The organism is Bradyrhizobium sp. USDA 4538 (assembly GCF_024171045.1).
GTDB classification, from domain to species: domain Bacteria; phylum Pseudomonadota; class Alphaproteobacteria; order Rhizobiales; family Xanthobacteraceae; genus Bradyrhizobium; species Bradyrhizobium australafricanum.
This window is the reverse complement of record NZ_JALJZE010000001.1, coordinates 6,773,239-6,790,683: the sequence shown is the minus strand read 5'-3', so window position 1 is coordinate 6,790,683 and position 17,445 is coordinate 6,773,239. Positions and strand designations below refer to the sequence as shown.

Below are 17,445 nucleotides of genomic sequence, written 5' to 3'. Positions count from 1 at the left end.
CCGGAAATCACGGGGAAGTGTAGCGGCGGTATCATCAGGCACAAGGGCTGCCAAAGGCCCCCAGGACCTTCTGATGAAGCTCGCCGCTTTGGGCAGAAAAGCAGCAAAAGATCACCTGCGCGAGGCCGGGTGCGGCGGCCAGGGCATCGACGACGGCCTTGACCGCGATGTCGGCGGCGCGGTCCGGCGGGAAGTGATAGACGCCGGTCGAGATGGCGGGAAATGCGATGGAGCCCAGCTGATTGGCGTGGCACAGCTCGATGCCGCGGCGATAGCAGGATGCGAGCAGCGCATCCTCGTTTTGAATGCCGCCGTGCCAGATCGGGCCGACGGCGTGGATCACGTGCTTCGCCGGGAGCCGATAGCCTTTGGTGATCTTGGCATCGCCGGTCTTGCAGCCGTGCAGGGTGCGGCACTCGGCGAGCAGCTCGGGGCCCGCGGCACGATGGATCGCACCGTCAACGCCGCCACCGCCGAGCAGCGATGAATTGGCCGCGTTGACGATGGCGTCAACGCGCAGGGTCGTGATGTCGGTAACGATGACTTCGAGCCGCGCCTTGCCGATCTGGCGCGCCGTCAAGGTCAGGCAGCCACGTCGACCGGGATGCCCTTGTCGGCAAACAGCTGCTGCAATTCGCCGGCCTGGAACATCTCGCGGATGATGTCGCAACCGCCGACGAACTCGCCCTTCACATAGAGCTGCGGAATAGTCGGCCAATTCGAATAGACCTTGATGCCGTTGCGCAGCTCGGCGGATTCGAGAACGTTGAGGCCTTTGTACCCGACGCCGATGTGGTCGAGGATCTGCACCACCTGACCGGAAAACCCGCACTGCGGGAATTGCGGCGTGCCCTTCATGAACAGCACGACGTCGTTCGACTTCACTTCGTTGTCGATGAATTGCTCGATGCTCATTTTCGCTTCCTTCGGGGGCGGCGCTCTCAGGCCTTGACGGGCCGGCCCACCCTTCTAACCCGTGACTGACTATATATGTAGCTCAAACCATTGTGCATCCAAAGCAAAATGGCGGAAATCTGGCATGCGCCGGGCGCTGGGGGCGCCCAAAATGGGCCGGGATTATCTGACGGCCCCAATATCATCGCGGGGGGAGGCTTTTTTCCCGTAACGGAGCCCCTATCTAGGACGAACTGTCCGTTGGGAACCAGTTTGCCGAAGCAACGTTCTCTCCATTGAATCGGAGACCCCTGTGACGAAACCAGCCTCTGCCGCGGCCGCCCTTCCCGCCGTCCCCCCGTCACTGTCCTCCGAATCCGGACCGCTCACCCAGCGCTTGGTGGACGCCTATCGCGCCGTCCGCGACGAGACCGAACGGCGGGCCGCACCGCTGTCGCCCGAAGACCAGCTGATCCAGTCGATGCCGGACGCGAGCCCGGCCAAATGGCACCGCGCCCATACCACCTGGTTCTTCGAGCAGTTCCTGCTCGGCGAGCATGTCAAGGGCTACACGCCATTCCATCCGGACTACGCTTATCTGTTCAATTCTTATTACGTCAGCGCCGGTCCGCGGCACGCCCGCCACCAGCGCGGCCATTTGACCCGCCCGACCGCCGACGAAGTCACCGCCTACCGCCGCCATGTCGACGCCGAGGTGGTGAAATTCTTCCAGACTGCCGGTGCCGATACGCTCGAGGCGCTGGTGCCGCTGGTCGAGGTCGGCCTCAATCACGAGCAGCAGCATCAGGAGCTGATGTACACCGACATCCTGCATGCCTTCGCGCAGAACCCGATCCCGCCGGCCTACGATCCGGCGTGGCGCTTCCCGGCGTCGCAGCACGGGGTTGAGGAATGGGTGACGCTCAACGAAGGCATCCACACCGTCGGCCATGGCGACGACAGCTTCCATTTCGACAATGAGAAGCCCGCGCATCGCGCTTTGGTCGGCCCGGTCAAGCTCGCGAAGAACCTCGTCACCAATGCAGAGTGGCTCGCCTTCATGAAGGACGGCGGTTATTCCACCGCCACGCTGTGGCTGATGGATGGCTTTGGCACGGTGAGCAACGAGGGCTGGCAGGCACCCGGCCACTGGCGCGAGATTGACGGCGAATGGAGGATCATGACGCTCGGCGGCCTGCAGCCGATCGATCCGTCCGCGCCGGTTTGCCACGTCAGCTATTACGAGGCCGACGCCTTCGCCCGATGGGCCGGCAGGCACCTGCCGACCGAGATGGAATGGGAGGTCGCCGCGCGCGCCGGCCTGCTCAACGACGCCTACGGCATCGTCTGGCAATGGACCCGTAGCTCCTACTCGCCCTATCCGGGCTACCGCGCGATCGAAGGCGCGCTCGGTGAGTACAACGGCAAGTTCATGGTCAACCAGCTCGTGCTGCGCGGCTCGTCGCTGGCGACGCCTTCAGGTCACAGCCGCGTCACCTATCGCAACTTCTTCTATCCACACCATCGCTGGCAATTCACGGGGTTACGCCTCGCAGACTATGCCTGATTGAGTCCTGTCGACATCAATAACGCGTCGGTAAGCGCGTTCGGGAGAGTATCATGAATGTGCATGCCGCCGCTTTGGCCAAAGCGTATCCGTTCGACGAAGCGACATCGGTGTTTGCCGGCGACGTGATTGGCGATCTCGCCCGTCACCCGAAACGGCTGTCGCCGAAATATTTCTACGACGCCACCGGCTCCGAGCTGTTCGAGCAGATCACGGTGCTGCCGGAATATTATCCGACGCGCACCGAGCTTGGCATCCTGCGCGACCGCGGCGACGAGATCGCCGCGATCATCCCTGACGGCGCGGCGCTGGTCGAGTTCGGCGCCGGCGCGACCACCAAGGTGCGCCTGCTGCTCGAGCATTGCGAATTCGGAGCCTATGTGCCGGTCGATATCTCAGGCGATTTCCTGAAAGCCCAGGCCGACGGGCTGCGGAAGGATTTCTCTCGCCTCGGCATCTACCCGGTCGCTGCCGATTTCACCACGCCGTTCACGCTGCCCGAGGCCGTCGCCGCGATGCCGAAGGTCGGCTTCTTCCCCGGCTCGACGCTCGGCAATTTCGAGCCGAGCGAGGCCTTGGCCTTCCTGCGCAGCGCGCGAAAAATCCTCGGCCACGGCGCGCAGATGATCATCGGCGTCGACCTCGAGAAGGACGAGCGCGTGCTGTACGACGCCTATAACGACGCGGCCGGCGTCACCGCGCGGTTCAACCTCAATGTGCTGGTTCGCATCAACCGCGAACTCGGCGGCAATTTCGATCTGTCGGGCTTCACGCACCGCTCGATCTACAACCGCGATCGTCATCGCATCGAGATGCACCTGATCAGCCGCAAGGCGCAGACCGTGCGCATCCTCGGCAACACCTTTGCGTTCCGTCCGGGCGAGAGCATCCATACCGAGAACAGCTACAAATACTCGCTCGAGCGCTTCACCGCGCTCGCCCGTAGCGCGGGCTGGACGGTGCGCGAGAGCTGGACCGACGCCAACACGATGTTCTCGGTGCACGCGCTGGTCGCGGACTAGCGCCCAGACCAAGAGACGGGGCAAATCATGGGCAGGCGTCCGCTGCAGATCGCGACGGCGTTGCTCGCCCTGGTCCCGATCCTGACCGGCATCATCACCATGCTGGGCGTCAGTGATCCGCTCTACGCCTCCGCGGGCGTCCCAGCGCTGCCGGTGCTCGACAGCAATCTGCGCTTCTTCGGCGGGGTCTGGCTCGGTCTCGGCCTCGCGCTGCTCTGGCTGGTGCCGCGGATCGAAAGCGAGAGCGTGCTGTTTCGGGTGGTCTGGGGCGGCATCTTCCTCGGCGGCATCGGCAGGCTGCTGTCGATGCTGATGGTCGGCTTGCCGCCGCTGCCCTTCGTGGGCTTCACCGCGCTCGAAGTGATCGGCGCACCGCTGTTCGTCTATTGGCAGCACCTGGTAGCAAAGGCCGCCCGCAAGTAGCGGCGGCCGCTATCCCTCTTCCCCCGTCGACCGCAGCGAGATCGACTCCCATGCCGCGACCACGATCATGATCGCGGTCGTGACGAGCGAGAGCACCAGCGGCGACATCTCGCGGGCGAAATAGGCCGTGATCGCCAGCGCGACGATGCCGACGCCGTGCGACAGCTGCAGGAAGTTGCGGATCACATATTTGAACAGGATGGTCCCGACCAGGAACAGCATGGGCCCGCCCACCGAGCTGACGATCGTGTTCAGATCGGAATGACCGGACGGGTGCTTCAGCACCAGTTCGTCGGCCACCGCGGTGAGGATGATGCCGCCGACGATCGGCATGTGCAGATAGGTATAGGCGATCCGTGCTACGCGGCCGGATTCCTCTGACCTGGAGATCATATCCGAGCCGGCCTCGGCGCCCTTGTGGAAATAGATCCACCACATCGCGATGCTGCCGACCAGCGCCGAGATGAACGCGGTGACATTCTCCGGCGTCCAGGTCAGCTCGGCAAAGGTCGCGCCATCGACCACGATGGCCTCGCCGAGCGCAATGATGATGAAGCCGGCGCAGCGCTCGGCCATGTGGCCACCCTCGACCGACCACGCCTCGATCGAGGAAAAGCCGAGCCCAGGGGTCCAGAATCGCGCGGCCGGCGCGATATATTCGATGGTCAGCGCCGCAATCCAGAGCCACATCCGCGTCTCATGTTCGGCGAATCCGCCGAGAATCCACAGCACGGCCGAGCAGGACAGCCAGGTCAGGATGCGGATGGCGTTGTGGCGCACCGCCGTCCGGCGCCGCGGCGTCGCCAGCAGCCAGAACGTGGTGCGGCCGACCTGCATTGCCGCATAGGTCCCGGCGAACCACAGCCCGCGGCCCTCGAAGGCGGTCGGTATGGAGGTCGACAGCAACAGCCCGCCCAGCATCAGCACGAACAGCAGCAGGCGGACCGGCGTCAGCTCGGGATTGAGCCAGTTGGTGACCCAAGTGGTGTAGACCCACACCCACCACACCGCGAGGAACAGCAGCGTGACCTGCACCGCCCCAAGCAGGGTGAAGTGGTGCAGCAGCGTATGCGACAGCTGCGTGACGGCGAAGACGAAGACGAGGTCGAAGAACAGCTCGGCATTGGTGACGCGGCTGTGCTGGTTCGGCACGATGACGCGAAACATCGCGCCACGCGGATTGTCCACCATGCTTGAGGCCCCCGCCCGCAGCTTTGCCGGGCCCTAGCCTTCCGGCACGCCGGTCTGCAGGGCCAGCGCGTGCAGCACGCCGCCCATCTGGCCCTTCAGCGACTGGTAGACGATCTGGTGCTGCTGGACGCGGGACTTGCCGCGGAATGACTCGGAAATAACAGTGGCGGCGTAGTGGTCGCCGTCGCCGGCCAGATCGCGGATCGTCACCTCGGCATCGGGAATCGCTGCCTTGATCATCGATTCGATATCACGGGCGTCCATCGGCATCCCAGTCCACCTCCGTCAGGTCGTTCGAATCAGGGCCAGATCGGCCAGATAAACCTAAGGATAAAACCTAGCCCTTGGGGTCTTCTAGGTCATCCCGGGCACACTATATTCCCATTCCCAGCGATTTAAACCTGCATCAATCGGTCACAAGCCATCACACCGAAATGACCAGAAGAGGCGCAGAATCATGAAGCTCCCCGGCCCCGATCATCCCATCACGATCACGCCCAATGCCAAGCGCGTCCGCGTCATCGCCGACGGCGTCGTGATCGCCGAGACCACCCATGCGCTGACCTTGAAGGAAGCGAGCTATCCGGCCGTGCAATACGTCCCCCGGCAGGACGCCAACATGGAGCTGTTGACCCGCACCGAGCGGACCACGCATTGCCCGTACAAGGGGGACGCGAACTACTTCAGCATCAAGGCCAACGGCAAGACGCTGGACAACGCGATCTGGACCTATGAGGAGCCCTTCCCGGCGATGACCGAGATCGCCGGCCACCTCGCCTTCTATCCGGACAAGGTGAAGATCGAGGAAGTCGCCTAGGGTCGCCTGCCGCAAGCGCCGGGCCTCGCCCGGCCTTTGGTCGCGCGCTGACCCAGCCTGCAGAACGGCAATGCCCGGGCGAGGCCCGGGCATGACGTCGGGAGCGCTTGGCCCCGATCCCGGCTATACCCTGAATATCGTGAGCCCGAGGATCAGGAGCACCAGGAAGATCACGACGAACACATAGAACAGAAAGCGCGCGATGTCGGCGGAGGCGGCGGAAATGCCGGTGAAGCCAAGCAAACCCGCGATGATCGATACGACAAGGAAGATCAGCGCCCATTTCAGAATTGTCATTACCCGCTCCTCATCACCGCGCGTGTCCGCCAGGTCGGACGAGAACGCCCGCACCCGACCGCAGTTCCAAAGACGAAACAGCTTCGCCGAGATGACCGACCTCGATACTCCCCCGTCCGGCCGATTGGGCCTTGCTGAATCAGGTTCCCGACTGCAACATCAGGGTGCAGACCCGGCTGGTGGCACCATGAAATCGATTGCTCACGCGGCTCCGGCCGTCGACATCCAGGCAGCACCGAAGCTCCACAAGCGCAATGTCGCGCTGGACCGCGCGCGCACCTTCCTGACCCTGGTCGTGCTGCTGCACCACGCGGTGATCCCCTACACCTATTTCGGGCACACCGACCCGACATCGTGGATCGGCTTCGACTGCGTGGTGCTCGCCACCGACAGCTTCTTCATGGCGATGTTCTTTTTCCTGTCGGGGCTGTTCGTCTGGCCGGGGCTCGGCAACAAGCCATGGCTGATCTTCCTGCGCGACCGGCTGCTGCGGCTCGGCCTGCCGTTCGTGATCTGCGCTGTCACGATCATTCCGATCGCCTATTACGCGATCGCGCTGCGCGCGACGCCGGGGCTGAGCTTCTCCGAATTCTGGTGGAAAACCATGACGGTCGGGCCGTGGCCAAGCGGCCCGATCTGGTTCGTCTATGTCCTGATGGCCTTCGACCTGACGGCGAGCATGCTGTACCGGGTGTCGCCGCGTCTGCTCGATCCGATCAACCGTCTGTCGATCAAGGGATTTCAACGTCCCTCGAAGTTCTGGCTGTTCCTCGTCATCGTCAGTGTCGCCGCCTACCTGCCGATGCTGGTCCATTACGGCCAGAACTACTGGTTCGAGTTCGGACCGTTTTCGGTGCAGGCGAGTCGCGTGCTGCTGTATGCGTCCTATTTCTTCATCGGCGCGGGAATCGGGGCGGCGAACCTCGAGGGCGGCGTGCTCAGCGCGCACGGACGGCTGACCGAGCGCCGCTGGTTCTGGACCGGCATCACGCTGATCCCGTACTGTTTGATGTGGGTGATGATCTACATCAAGCGCATGATCATCGGTAATCCCGATCCGCTGCCCGGCTGGTATCTCGGGATCTACGGTACCTTCTATGTGCTGTTCAGCGCCTCGATCCTGTTCGCGATCCTGGCCTACTTCCTGCAATCGAAATCGTCGGGCCCGACGCTGCTCGACCGTATGCAGGGCGACGCCTACGGCATGTTCCTGGTGCACTATCCGATAGTGCTGTGGCTGCAATACTGGCTGTTCGATATGGATCTGCCTGCCTTCGCCAAGGCCGCGATCGCGTTCTTCGCCACCGTGGCGCTGAGCTGGGCGGTCACGGCCGTGTTGCGCAAGATTCCCGGCTCGAAATACGTGCTTTAGTTCGCAGCACCAAGTATTCGTAACATCGGGACCGTGTCCCCTCTCCCGCAAGCGCAGGGGTGTCCGGGGAAATTCAGGCATAGCGGAGCTCCATCTGGTCAGGTGAGATGGTTGATTTCCGACGGCTGGGGTTGATGGGCGGAGGTTTGTCGATGGCAGCGAGGGATCGACGCGTGAGCAGGAGCTGGCCGACGAGTTCGGCGAACCTGAGCGGGAGCATTTTGATGCAGTTGGTGTGAGCGGCGATGCGCAGCAGCAGGTAGGCAATCATCGCAGCGAGCACCTGAAGGCGGATCGCGTTGTCGTTGGCGCCGAGGAACTTGCGAATATCGAGATGCTGCTTGATCCAGCGGAACAGCAGCTCGATTTGCCATCGGCTCTTGTAGAGGGCGGCGATCTCGACGGCGCTACGGGCAAGGTCGTTGGTCAGGAGTGTGATCTTGCCGCCTTTCTCGCGTCTGATCTTGATGCGGCGGAGCGGGATTGGAAGGCGCGAATCGCCCTTGCTGGTGAGCTTCACCTCGTCATCGGCAAGGATTTCGAAGCCATCCCCGTTACGCTTGCGGATGGCGCGATGCCTGAGCGAGCGAAGACGGATGCTCGTCTTCGCCCGGGTAACGAAGAAAGCCTTGCTATCATTGATCTTCTGCCACCAGTCGAAACGGCAATAGCCCTTGTCAAACACATAGGTGGTGGCGGGCTGGATTGGGGTCTGTCGGCCGATCTCGATGTCATTGACGTTCGCGGCCGTCATCTCGACGCAGGTCGGGACATCGCTCCTTGGGTCGTAGACGACATGCAGCTTCATGCCGCGGATGCGGCCGTTCCACGTCGCCCAACTGCAGACCTTGCCGAGCGGGATCGGACTGGCGTCGATCAGACGCACCATCTCCATGCCTTCACTCCGCAGCTGGCGACGCGCCATCGCCGACAGCGCCGCAAAGGTTTGCGCGAAAATGCCGATCGGACGGCGGGCATTGGCATCGGACAACGTCGAGCGCGACAGCTTGCCGGTTCCCAAGTGATAGTGATGCTGCGAATTGGCGTTGAAGCCAGTCACCACCCCGCGCAGACTGCTGTTGCCGCTAAGCTGGGCATAGATCAGCGCCACCAGATGATCCCAGCTCCTGAACGACTTGTCGTAGGCATCCCCGTCCAGACGATCCACAACCGTCTGAAACTGCCGTCGATTGATCGGTTCAAGCAGCCTTCCAAAAATGCTACCGCGATATCGCATGCTCGGCCCTCTGTGTCTCGACAACCAGAAAAGACCGATTTGCCTCGGTCCTGCCGAGCATGCACCGCGACACAGTGAATCATCCCCCGGACACCCCTGCCGCTTGCGGGGGAGGGCTAGGGCGGGGGCTCTCTCCACGAGTCGCACTGTGGAGAGAGCCCCCACCCGGATCGCATTCGATGCGATCCGACCTCCCCCGCAAGCGGGAGAGGTTACAGCCAGCTCGGCGGCGGACCGACTGAACCAAGGTCCATGCTGCTCTACGCCGCGATCTCGCCCCTCGCCGCCACGCTTTCCAGCCGCGGGGCGGCCGCGGCGCGATGGTCGCGGGCGATCAGGATGTAGAAGGTCGGCAGCACGAACAGCGTGAACAGCGTGCCGATCAGCATGCCCATCACCACGACGATGCCGATCGCGAAGCGGCTCGCCGCACCGGCGCCATCGGCATAGAGCAGCGGCGCGAGCCCTGCGACCATCGCGGCGGTCGTCATCAGCACCGGCCGCATCCGCACCGCGGCCGCCTTCTGGATCGCGGCGACCCGGTCGAGCCCTTCGTGGTGCTGGATCTCGTTGGCAAAGCTCACCATCAGGATGCCGTGCTTGGAGATCAGCCCGATCAGGGTGACGAGGCCGATCTGGGTGTAGATGTTCAGCGTGGTGAAGCCGAAATACAGCGGCAGCAGTGCGCCGCAGACCGCCAGCGGCACCGTGACCATGATCACCAGCGGATCGCGAAAACTTTCGAACTGCGCCGCCAGCACCAGGAAGATCACGATCAGCGCCATGCCGAAGGTGACGATGAGACGGTTGCCCTCCTGGACATATTGCCGGCTGTCCGACAGCCAGTCGACGGTCATCCCCGGCGACAGCTTCTGCGCCTGCATGAACGACACCGCCTGCCCCATGGTGACGCCGGGCCTCAGCACCGCCGAGATCGTCGCCGCGTTCATCTGATTGAACTGCGGCAGCCGGTTCGGCTCCGGCTTGACGTTGACCTTGATCACCGTCGACAGCGGAAACATCTGCCCCGAGCTCGAACGGACGTTGAAGTTTCCGAGCCCTTCGGGCGTGACCCGGTCGGCCTGGCGCACCTGCGGGATCACCTCGTAGGAGCGTTCAAAGAAATTGAAGCGGTTGACATAGTTTTCGCCGACCAGCACCGCGAGAGTGTCGGCGATGGTCTGCATGCTGACCCCGGCCTCTGCCGCCTTGGCGTGATCGATGGTGATTCGCGCGGTCGGGCTGTGGAAGGCAAGATCGCTGTCGACGAAGGCGAACAGCCCGCTCTTCCATGCGGCGCCCTTCAGCGTCTCGACCTCCTGATAGATCGTGGCGAAATCGCCGGCCGAGCGCACCACCATCTGGAACGGCAGGCCGCCGGTCGCCGCCGGCAGCGCCGCCGGCTGGAACGGCGTCACGCTGGCGCCGAGCACGCCGTAGGACATGCCGTAGAGCTGGTTCTGGATGTCGTTGGCCGAGCGCTTGCGCTTGTCCCAATCGGTCAGGGTGATGCCGCCAAAGGCATGGTTCTGCCCATCGGTACCGTTGATGAACCAACTCGCGTGGTATTCGGGAAACGAGCGAAACAGCTGCTCGATCTGGTCGGAGGAGCGCGTGGTGTAGTCGACGCTGGCATATTGCGGCGCGCGGAGCACGGTGAACACATAGCCCTGGTCCTCGGAGGGCGCGAGCTCGCGCTGGCTGCCGAGGAACAGCACCACGATCGCCGCCAGCACGCCGAATGCCACCAGCAGCACCGCTGCGCGCATCTTAAGCGTCGCGGCCAGCAGCCGGCCATAGCCACGCGACAGCCTTGAGAACTGATGCTCGACAAAACGGGCAAATCGGCCGTGCGAGGTGGCTTCGCCGAGCAGCTGCGCGCTCATCATCGGCGACAAGGTCAGGGCGATGACGCCCGAGACCACCACCGAGCCCGCCAGCGTGAAGGCGAACTCGCGGAACAGGCTGCCGGTCAGGCCACCCATCAGGCCGATCGGCGCATAGACCGCGGCGAGCGTGATCGTCATCGCGATCACGGGACCGATGATCTCGCGCGCGCCAATCAAGGCGGCGTCGCCGGGGCTCCGCCCTTCCTCGATGTGACGATGGATGTTCTCCACCACCACGATGGCGTCGTCGACCACGAGCCCGATCGCCAGCACCATCGCGAGCAGGGTCAGCAGATTGATCGAGAAGCCGAGCGCCAGCATCATCGCGGCGGTGCCGACCAGCGACAGCGGCACGGTGACGACAGGGATCAGCACCGAGCGGAACGAGCCCAGGAACAGCAGGATCACCACCACCACGATCGCGATCGCCTCGGCCAGCGAATGCTGTACCTCCGATATCGAGGCCTTGACGAAGTGCACGATGTTGAAGACGTCGGCGACCTTCAATCCGGGCGGTGCCACGCGGTTGAGGTCCTCGATCACCTTGGCGGTGGCGGCGACAATCTCCAGCGGGTTGCCGTCGGGGGTCGGCTGCACCGCGATGTAGACGGTGGGCCTGCCGCTGTCGCGTGCGTTGGAATCGTAGTTCTCGCCGCCGATCTCGAGGGTGGCGACGTCGCCGAGCCGCACCAGGCCTCCGCCGCCGGCGCCGGTCTTGATCACCATCTTGCGGAAATCGTCCAGATTGCGCAGATCGGTCGCCGCGGTGATGTTGGTGACGGTCATCTCGCCGCGCTGCCGCCCCGGCGCCGCCTGCACGTTGTTGGACCGCAGCGCGGCGGAGATATCGGCCGCGGTCAGCCCGCGTGCCGCGAGCTTGAACGGATCGATCCACACCCGCATCGCCAGCGACGATCCGCCCGAGGTGTCGGCCGACGCCACGCCGGGCACCGAGGTGAGCAGCGGCTGCGCCACGCGGGTCGCGAAGTCGGTGATCTGCGCCGGCGTCAGCGTGTCGCTGGTGAAGGCGATGTACTGCACCGCCGAGGCGCCGTCGGTGATCTTGGTGATGACAGGGTCGAACACGCCGGTCGGCATCCGGTACTTGACCTGCTGCACCTTGGCGAGCACCTCGGTCATGGCGCGGTCGGCATTGGCGTTGAGCACCAGCTTGGCCTTGATCTGGCTGAGGCCAAGCGTCGAGTTCGAGGTCATGTACTCGATGCCGTTGGCGGTCGCGATCGACTGCGCGATGACGGACGTGACGAAGCCCTGCATCACGTCCTGGGTCGCACCGGGGAACGAGACGTCGACCTGGATCGTCGCGCTCTCCATGTTGGGATATTGCCGCACCGGCAGCGAGACCATCGCTGCGGTGCCGATCAACAGGATCAGCAGGCTGACGACCGTCGCCAGAATCGGCCGGCGGATGAAGATGTCGGTGAAATGCATGATGCTTGCCTTTGGTCGCCTACCGCTCGCGGGTCAGCGCCCCTTCTCCGGCGTCTCCGCCATGGTCGTCTGGACGGCCGCGCCGGGCATGACGCGGAGCTGGCCCGCGGTGACGATGTGATCGCCGGGCGCAAGCCCCTGCTCCACCACGACACGCTCGCCGATCCGTTGCCCGGTCTTGACAGCGACGCCGACCGCCTTGTTGTCGCGCACCACAAGCACGCTCTCGCCGGATGCGCTGGTCTGGATCGCGGTCACCGGCACCACGATGGCGTCGGCCTGCGGCGGCAGCACGACGTTCACCATCACGAAGAGGCCCGGCCGCAGCAGCCGGTCGGGATTAGGAAACAGGGCTTGCACGAGGACATTGCGGGTGTCCTCGGCGACCTGCGGTTCGATGGCGTTGATCTTGGCCTCGAACACCCGATCGGGGAAAGCATCGGTACGGATCGTCACCGCGCCTCCGACCTTCAGATTTGACAGGCGCTGCTGCGGAACGGTGAAATTGGCATAGAGCTGGTCGAGCGCGGTCAGCGTCGCGAGCGCATCGCCGGCATTGACGTATTGGCCGAGATTGACCTTGCGCAGTCCGATCTGGCCCGCGAACGGCGCGCGGATCGTCATCTGCGCGATCTGCGCATCGAGCTGATCGAGCGAGGCGTCGGCCTGCTTCAGATCCTCCTGCCGCTGCTGCAGCGTCTCCTGGGTCACGAAGCCGGACGGAGCGAGGCCCTGCGAACGCTTCTCCTGCAATTGCGCGAAACGTCCCTTGGAGACCGCAACCGCACGCGCGGAGCGCAGCGGCGCGTCATAGAGCTGCACCAGCGGCGCGCCCTCGGCGACATCGATGCCGGCATCGAAATTGATCGCGGTGACGCGGCCGGCAACCTCGGGCGCCAGAATCACCTGACGCACCGCCTGCAGCGAACCGATCGCCTCGATCGAGCGCGGCAAGGTTTCGGTCCGCACCACCATCGCCGCGACCGGCGTCGGCGGGGCTTCCGCGGTGGGCTTGGCCGAGGCGCTGGATCCGCCTGCGCGCCAGGCAAACAAGCCGGCCGCGGCACAGGCGAGCAACAGAACGGTGATGCCGAACGGCCTGGCACGAAGCCCGAGCCAGCGGCGCGACGAAAATGATGCGGACGGCATATTGCTTCCAAGAACGAACCCCGGCGTGTCGGCCGGAAGCTTGCCCCTGCAAGCCCGCAACTGATATAGAACCTCAAGTATGGTTGAGGTCAAGGCTGACAGCTTGCAGGACTTCTAATCCAGGATTTGCAATGACGCTTGCGCAGGAGCTTTCAGTCGGCGAGGTGGCGCGGCGCAGCGGACTTGCCGTCTCCACCCTTCACTTCTACGAGAGCAAGGGACTGATCGCGAGCCGCCGCACCGGCGGCAACCAGCGCCGCTACATGCGCGGGGTGCTGCGGCGGATCGCGGTGATCAGGATCGCGCAGCGCGCCGGGATCCCGCTGGAAGAGATCAGGCAGACCTTCGCCGCGATCCCGCTCGATCGCGCGCCGACCGTGCGCGAATGGGAGCGCGCGATGCGGGCCTGGACCGAGACGCTCGAGCAGCGCATCAACGATCTCACCGATCTCCGCGACAAGCTGTTCAACTGCATCGGTTGCGGCTGCCTGTCGGTGACCGATTGCCCGCTGCGCAACTGCGACGACAAGCTCGGCGCCCAGGGGCCGGGCCCGCGCATCCTGATCACCGCAGCCGAACGCCGGGCACGGCGCAAACGGCGGGGCTGACGGCATTTTTCGCGGCGGACAAGTTGCGCACAACCTGCCTTTGGTCACATCCCGCCAGGTGATTCTCAGGTATGCTGGCCGGACTGCTTGACCCTAGGGAGTCCTGAGATGAACGACCCTCAAGTTGGATGGATCGCCGCCATCATCGTCGGCGGACTGGCGGGCTGGCTCGCCGAGATGTTCATGAAATCCGGAACCGGCATCTTCATGAATATCATCCTCGGCATTGTCGGCGCCGCGCTGGCGAACTGGCTGTTGGGTCTGCTCGGCGTATCGCTCGGCGGAGGCTGGCTCAGCTATCTCGTCGCCGGCTTCATCGGCGCCTGCATCATCATCTTTGCTTGGCGCGCGGTCCGCGGCGCGACATAAGGCATGATCCGAAGGGATCACGTTCGGAATAGAAATGGCGCGATGATGGGTTCATCGCGCCATTGAATCGTTGCTCGCGGCGCCTGATCCAGCCGGATCAGGCGGCAGTGCCGTGCATGTAGTTCGGCAGCCAGTGCTCGAAGGCGCGCGACAGGCTTTCGACCGCAATCGGCGACTCCCCAGCCACCGCAATCGCGTCGCCGCCGGTGGTGCCGATGCGCGCGCAGGGCACGCCGGCGCCCTTCATCTTGGCCAGCACGAGGCCTGCGTCGGCGGCCGGCACGGTGACGATGTAGCGGGCCTGATCCTCGCCGTACCAGTAGGCATGCGGCACGATCGAGGATGGCGCCGCCATGAGCTGCGCGCCGATGCCGCTGGCGATCGCCATCTCGGCGAGCGCGATCAAAAGACCGCCGTCGGAGACGTCGTGCACCGCGGTCGCGGTGCCGGCATGGATCATGCCGCGCACCACGTCGCCATTGCGCTTCTCGGCGGCGAGATCGACCGGCGGCGGAGCGCCCTCCTCGCGGCCGCAGACGTCGCGCAGATAGACCGACTGGCCGAGCCAGCCCTGCGTGTCGCCAACCAGAAGGATCGCCTCGCCGGCCGCCTTGAACGCCAGGGTCGCGGACTTGGTGAAGTCGTCGAGCAGGCCGACGCCGCCGATCGAGGGCGTCGGCAGGATGCCGCGGCCGTTGGTCTCGTTGTAGAGCGAGACGTTGCCGGACACGACCGGGAAGTCCAGCGCGCGGCAGGCCTCCGAAATGCCCTTCAGGCAGCCGACGAACTGGCCCATGATCTCGGGCCGTTCCGGATTGCCGAAGTTGAGATTGTCGGTGATCGCGAGCGGCCGGCCGCCGACCGCGGTGATGTTGCGCCAGGCTTCCGCGACCGCCTGCTTGCCGCCCTCGAACGGATCGGCCTCGCAATAGCGCGGCGTGACGTCGACGGTGAGCGCAAGGCCCTTCGGTCCGTCCTCGACGCGAACCACCGCGGCATCGCCGCCGGGACGCTGCATGGTATTGCCGAGGATGACGTGGTCGTACTGCTCCCACACCCAGCGCTTCGAGCACAGCTCGGGCGTGCCGATCAGCTTTTCCAGCGCGTCCGCGATGCCGAGCGGCGGCTTGACGTCCTGCCCGCGGATCACCGGCAGCGCATTCGAGGCGACATGCGGACGGTCGTAGACCGGCGCCTCGTCGCCGAGCTCCTTGATCGGCAGATCGGCCATCACGTCGCCAGCATGCTTGACGACGAACCGCTTGGTCGGCGTGGTGTAGCCGACGATGGCAAAATCGAGCCCCCATTTGCGGAAGATCGCCTCGGCCTCTTTCTCCTTCTCGGGCTTGAGCACCATGAGCATGCGCTCCTGGCTTTCCGAGAGCATCATCTCGTAGGCGCTCATGCCGGTCTCGCGGGTCGGCACCGCGCTGAGGTCGAGCTCGACGCCGAGATCGCCCTTGGCGCCCATCTCGACCGCCGAGCAGGTCAGGCCCGCCGCGCCCATGTCCTGGATCGCGATCACGCAACCCTTTTCCATGATCTCGAGGCAGGCTTCCAGCAAGAGCTTCTCGGCGAAGGGATCGCCGACCTGCACGGTCGGGCGCTTCTCCTCGGAGGCGTCGTCGAATTCGGCCGAGGCCATCGAGGCGCCATGAATGCCATCGCGGCCGGTCTTGGAGCCGAGATAGACGATCGGCATGTTCACGCCGGAGGCCGCCGCGTAGAAGATCTTGTCGGCGTCGGCGAGGCCGACCGCCATCGCATTGACCAGGATGTTGCCGTCATAGCGGGTGTGGAAACGCACCTGGCCGCCGACCGTCGGCACACCGAAGGAATTGCCGTAGCCGCCGACGCCCGCGACCACGCCGGACACCAGATGCCGGGTCTTGGGATGCTCGGGCGCACCGAAACTCAGCGCGTTCAGGCAGGCGATCGGCCGCGCGCCCATGGTGAAGACGTCGCGCAGGATGCCACCGACGCCGGTGGTCGCGCCCTGGTAGGGCTCGATGTAGCTCGGGTGATTGTGGCTCTCCATCTTGAAGACCACGGCCTGCCCGTCGCCGATGTCGATCACGCCGGCATTCTCGCCGGGGCCCTGGATCACCCAGGGGGCCTTGGTCGGCAGCCCGCGCAGATGGATGCGCGACGACTTGTACGAGCAATGCTCGTTCCACATCGCCGAGAAGATGCCGAGTTCTGTGAAGGTCGGAACCCGCCCGATCAGCTTCAGGATGCGCTCGTACTCGTCCGGCTTCAGCCCGTGGGCGGCGACGAGTTCGGGGGTGATTTGGGGCTCGTTCTTGGGGTCGTTCTTGGGCGCGTTCATGGGACCCTTAATAGGTAGATAGAACGGGGGCGAAAAGGCCTTTTAGGGCCCATTTCCGGCCTGTCCAGAGCTTTGCGGCAGCTGACCGCGGCCCGGGATCTGCTCCCGGGATTTGCACAATGGGGATGGATCGGATTTAAGGACCCGAACCCGATAATTGAAGGCCATATTTCGTGAACGAGCTCGCCAAAACTGCATTCAACCGCCGCCCCGACCTGCACGTCGAAACCGAGGGCGAATTCGCCGGCTGGCGAACCTGGACCCGGGACAATTTCGAGACCCATACCGGCCCGTTTTACCACCGCATGGACGAGAACGGCCGCATCACCTGCGCGTTCCGGGTCGGCAAGAAGCATCTCAACGGCTCCGGCAACGTCCACGGCGGCTGCTTCATGACCTTCGCGGATTACTGCCTGTTCGCGCTCGCCGGCTCGGTGCTGCAGGGCCCCGGCGTCACGGTGTCGTTCGCCTCGGAATTCCTCGACGCCGCCCGCGAGGGCGACCTGATCGAGTGCACCGGCGAGGTCACCCGCGCCGGCATGTCGCTGATCTTCGTGCGGGGCATGCTGACATCGGCGGAGCGGCCGCTGTTCACCTTCTCCGGCACCATCAAGCGGGTGAAGCGCAGGACGCCGGCGCAGGCAACGGCGTAAAGCGTGTGACGTCTGTGGACGCACGCCGTCATCCAGCCGTTACATCGCCACGGATTGAATCGACAGCACAGCTCTAGCGCGTTGTGTTCACGCGCGTTCTTCGCGTGAGGCAATACGAACTGCGGTTGTGACGCATCGACGCACTGTCGTTGCGTCGTCGCGCGCGCGTCACATGC

General features: G+C 64.5%; 17 protein-coding genes. 8 read left to right on the top strand and 9 right to left on the bottom strand.

Annotated features, from left to right (window positions below; translation table 11 throughout):
* Positions 1-34: 34 nt before the first annotated feature.
* Together J2R78_RS30875 and grxD are read right to left on the bottom strand one after the other, a co-directional pair.
* On the bottom strand, positions 35-586 hold the full coding sequence (locus J2R78_RS30875; protein WP_057018462.1) for an O-acetyl-ADP-ribose deacetylase: 552 nt from the start codon (positions 584-586) through the stop codon (positions 35-37).
* A complete protein-coding gene (grxD, locus tag J2R78_RS30870) occupies positions 583-915 on the bottom strand; it encodes a Grx4 family monothiol glutaredoxin (RefSeq protein ID WP_016843475.1) in 333 nt (110 codons plus the stop codon). Before grxD ends, J2R78_RS30875 begins: the two co-directional genes overlap by 4 nt.
* Positions 916-1,207: 292 nt before the next feature.
* On the opposite strand from grxD, the gene egtB reads away from it, so the two are divergent.
* The 3 genes from egtB to J2R78_RS30855 are packed head-to-tail and all read left to right on the top strand — an operon-like array spanning position 1,208 to position 3,906.
* On the top strand, positions 1,208-2,461 hold the full coding sequence (gene egtB / locus J2R78_RS30865) for an ergothioneine biosynthesis protein EgtB (RefSeq protein ID WP_092088548.1): 1,254 nt from the start codon (positions 1,208-1,210) through the stop codon (positions 2,459-2,461).
* 53 nt (positions 2,462-2,514) lie between these two features.
* On the top strand, positions 2,515-3,483 hold the full coding sequence (gene egtD / locus J2R78_RS30860) for an L-histidine N(alpha)-methyltransferase (RefSeq protein ID WP_253607950.1): 969 nt from the start codon (positions 2,515-2,517) through the stop codon (positions 3,481-3,483).
* A gap of 27 nt (positions 3,484-3,510) precedes the next feature.
* Positions 3,511-3,906: a DUF4345 domain-containing protein gene (locus J2R78_RS30855; protein WP_253607949.1), complete on the top strand. Its 396-nt coding sequence runs from the start codon at positions 3,511-3,513 to the stop codon at positions 3,904-3,906.
* A 9-nt stretch (positions 3,907-3,915) separates the two neighbouring features.
* On the opposite strand, the gene J2R78_RS30850 is transcribed toward J2R78_RS30855, so the two are convergent.
* The gene (locus J2R78_RS30850) at positions 3,916-5,097 is read right to left on the bottom strand and encodes a low temperature requirement protein A (RefSeq protein ID WP_253607948.1); all 1,182 of its coding nucleotides are present in this window, start codon (positions 5,095-5,097) and stop codon (positions 3,916-3,918) included.
* 33 nt (positions 5,098-5,130) lie between these two features.
* Positions 5,131-5,367 (bottom strand): BolA family protein, encoded by a 237-nt coding sequence (locus J2R78_RS30845; RefSeq protein ID WP_016843470.1) that lies wholly within the window; start codon positions 5,365-5,367, stop codon positions 5,131-5,133.
* Positions 5,368-5,554: 187 nt separating this feature from the next.
* Here J2R78_RS30845 and J2R78_RS30840 point away from each other — a divergent pair, with 187 nt between their 5' ends.
* On the top strand, positions 5,555-5,914 hold the full coding sequence (locus J2R78_RS30840) for a DUF427 domain-containing protein (protein ID WP_057018401.1): 360 nt from the start codon (positions 5,555-5,557) through the stop codon (positions 5,912-5,914).
* 123 nt (positions 5,915-6,037) lie between these two features.
* Here J2R78_RS30840 and J2R78_RS30835 read toward each other — a convergent pair whose 3' ends face one another.
* A complete protein-coding gene (locus J2R78_RS30835; RefSeq protein WP_024582607.1) occupies positions 6,038-6,211 on the bottom strand; it encodes a DUF1328 domain-containing protein in 174 nt (57 codons plus the stop codon).
* A gap of 187 nt (positions 6,212-6,398) precedes the next feature.
* On the opposite strand from J2R78_RS30835, the gene J2R78_RS30830 reads away from it, so the two are divergent.
* Positions 6,399-7,583 carry an acyltransferase gene (locus J2R78_RS30830; protein ID WP_253607947.1) on the top strand — a complete coding sequence of 395 codons (1,185 nt, stop codon included), beginning with the start codon at positions 6,399-6,401 and terminating at the stop codon, positions 7,581-7,583.
* Between the two features lie 73 nt (positions 7,584-7,656).
* Here the strand turns inward: J2R78_RS30830 and J2R78_RS30825 are convergent, their stop codons facing one another.
* The 3 genes from J2R78_RS30825 to J2R78_RS30815 form a co-directional block, all read right to left on the bottom strand.
* Positions 7,657-8,820: an IS4 family transposase gene (locus tag J2R78_RS30825; RefSeq protein WP_057015126.1), complete on the bottom strand. Its 1,164-nt coding sequence runs from the start codon at positions 8,818-8,820 to the stop codon at positions 7,657-7,659.
* A 260-nt stretch (positions 8,821-9,080) separates the two neighbouring features.
* Positions 9,081-12,161, bottom strand: a complete 3,081-nt coding sequence (locus J2R78_RS30820) for an efflux RND transporter permease subunit (protein ID WP_253607946.1) — start codon at positions 12,159-12,161, stop codon at positions 9,081-9,083.
* Positions 12,162-12,194: 33 nt separating this feature from the next.
* Complete coding sequence (locus J2R78_RS30815; protein ID WP_253607945.1) at positions 12,195-13,310, bottom strand: efflux RND transporter periplasmic adaptor subunit; 1,116 nt, start codon at positions 13,308-13,310, stop codon at positions 12,195-12,197.
* A gap of 131 nt (positions 13,311-13,441) precedes the next feature.
* Here J2R78_RS30815 and soxR point away from each other — a divergent pair, with 131 nt between their 5' ends.
* Positions 13,442-13,918 carry a redox-sensitive transcriptional activator SoxR gene (gene soxR / locus J2R78_RS30810; protein ID WP_057018397.1) on the top strand — a complete coding sequence of 159 codons (477 nt, stop codon included), beginning with the start codon at positions 13,442-13,444 and terminating at the stop codon, positions 13,916-13,918.
* Positions 13,919-14,026: 108 nt separating this feature from the next.
* A complete protein-coding gene (locus J2R78_RS30805) occupies positions 14,027-14,287 on the top strand; it encodes a GlsB/YeaQ/YmgE family stress response membrane protein (protein WP_016843463.1) in 261 nt (86 codons plus the stop codon).
* Positions 14,288-14,384: 97 nt separating this feature from the next.
* Here J2R78_RS30805 and purL read toward each other — a convergent pair whose 3' ends face one another.
* Positions 14,385-16,616, bottom strand: a complete 2,232-nt coding sequence (gene purL, locus J2R78_RS30800) for a phosphoribosylformylglycinamidine synthase subunit PurL (RefSeq protein WP_253607944.1) — start codon at positions 16,614-16,616, stop codon at positions 14,385-14,387.
* Positions 16,617-16,789: 173 nt separating this feature from the next.
* On the opposite strand from purL, the gene J2R78_RS30795 reads away from it, so the two are divergent.
* Complete coding sequence (locus tag J2R78_RS30795; RefSeq protein WP_092088532.1) at positions 16,790-17,269, top strand: PaaI family thioesterase; 480 nt, start codon at positions 16,790-16,792, stop codon at positions 17,267-17,269.
* Positions 17,270-17,445 lie beyond the last annotated feature (176 nt).

Excerpts from the sequence above, each read along its gene's own strand:
- grxD (WP_016843475.1), bottom strand. The coding sequence starts at position 915 with ATGAGCATCGAGCAATTCATCGACAACGAAGTGAAGTCGAACGACGTC.
- egtD (WP_253607950.1), top strand. The coding sequence starts at position 2,515 with ATGAATGTGCATGCCGCCGCTTTGGCCAAAGCGTATCCGTTCGACGAA.
- J2R78_RS30855 (WP_253607949.1), top strand. The coding sequence starts at position 3,511 with ATGGGCAGGCGTCCGCTGCAGATCGCGACGGCGTTGCTCGCCCTGGTC.
- J2R78_RS30850 (WP_253607948.1), bottom strand. The coding sequence starts at position 5,097 with ATGGTGGACAATCCGCGTGGCGCGATGTTTCGCGTCATCGTGCCGAAC.
- J2R78_RS30845 (WP_016843470.1), bottom strand. The coding sequence starts at position 5,367 with ATGCCGATGGACGCCCGTGATATCGAATCGATGATCAAGGCAGCGATT.
- J2R78_RS30840 (WP_057018401.1), top strand. The coding sequence starts at position 5,555 with ATGAAGCTCCCCGGCCCCGATCATCCCATCACGATCACGCCCAATGCC.
- J2R78_RS30835 (WP_024582607.1), bottom strand. The coding sequence starts at position 6,211 with ATGACAATTCTGAAATGGGCGCTGATCTTCCTTGTCGTATCGATCATC.
- J2R78_RS30830 (WP_253607947.1), top strand. The coding sequence starts at position 6,399 with ATGAAATCGATTGCTCACGCGGCTCCGGCCGTCGACATCCAGGCAGCA.
- J2R78_RS30825 (WP_057015126.1), bottom strand. The coding sequence starts at position 8,820 with ATGCGATATCGCGGTAGCATTTTTGGAAGGCTGCTTGAACCGATCAAT.
- J2R78_RS30820 (WP_253607946.1), bottom strand. The coding sequence starts at position 12,161 with ATGCATTTCACCGACATCTTCATCCGCCGGCCGATTCTGGCGACGGTC.
- J2R78_RS30815 (WP_253607945.1), bottom strand. The coding sequence starts at position 13,310 with ATGCCGTCCGCATCATTTTCGTCGCGCCGCTGGCTCGGGCTTCGTGCC.
- soxR (WP_057018397.1), top strand. The coding sequence starts at position 13,442 with ATGACGCTTGCGCAGGAGCTTTCAGTCGGCGAGGTGGCGCGGCGCAGC.
- J2R78_RS30805 (WP_016843463.1), top strand. The coding sequence starts at position 14,027 with ATGAACGACCCTCAAGTTGGATGGATCGCCGCCATCATCGTCGGCGGA.
- purL (WP_253607944.1), bottom strand. The coding sequence starts at position 16,616 with ATGAACGCGCCCAAGAACGACCCCAAGAACGAGCCCCAAATCACCCCC.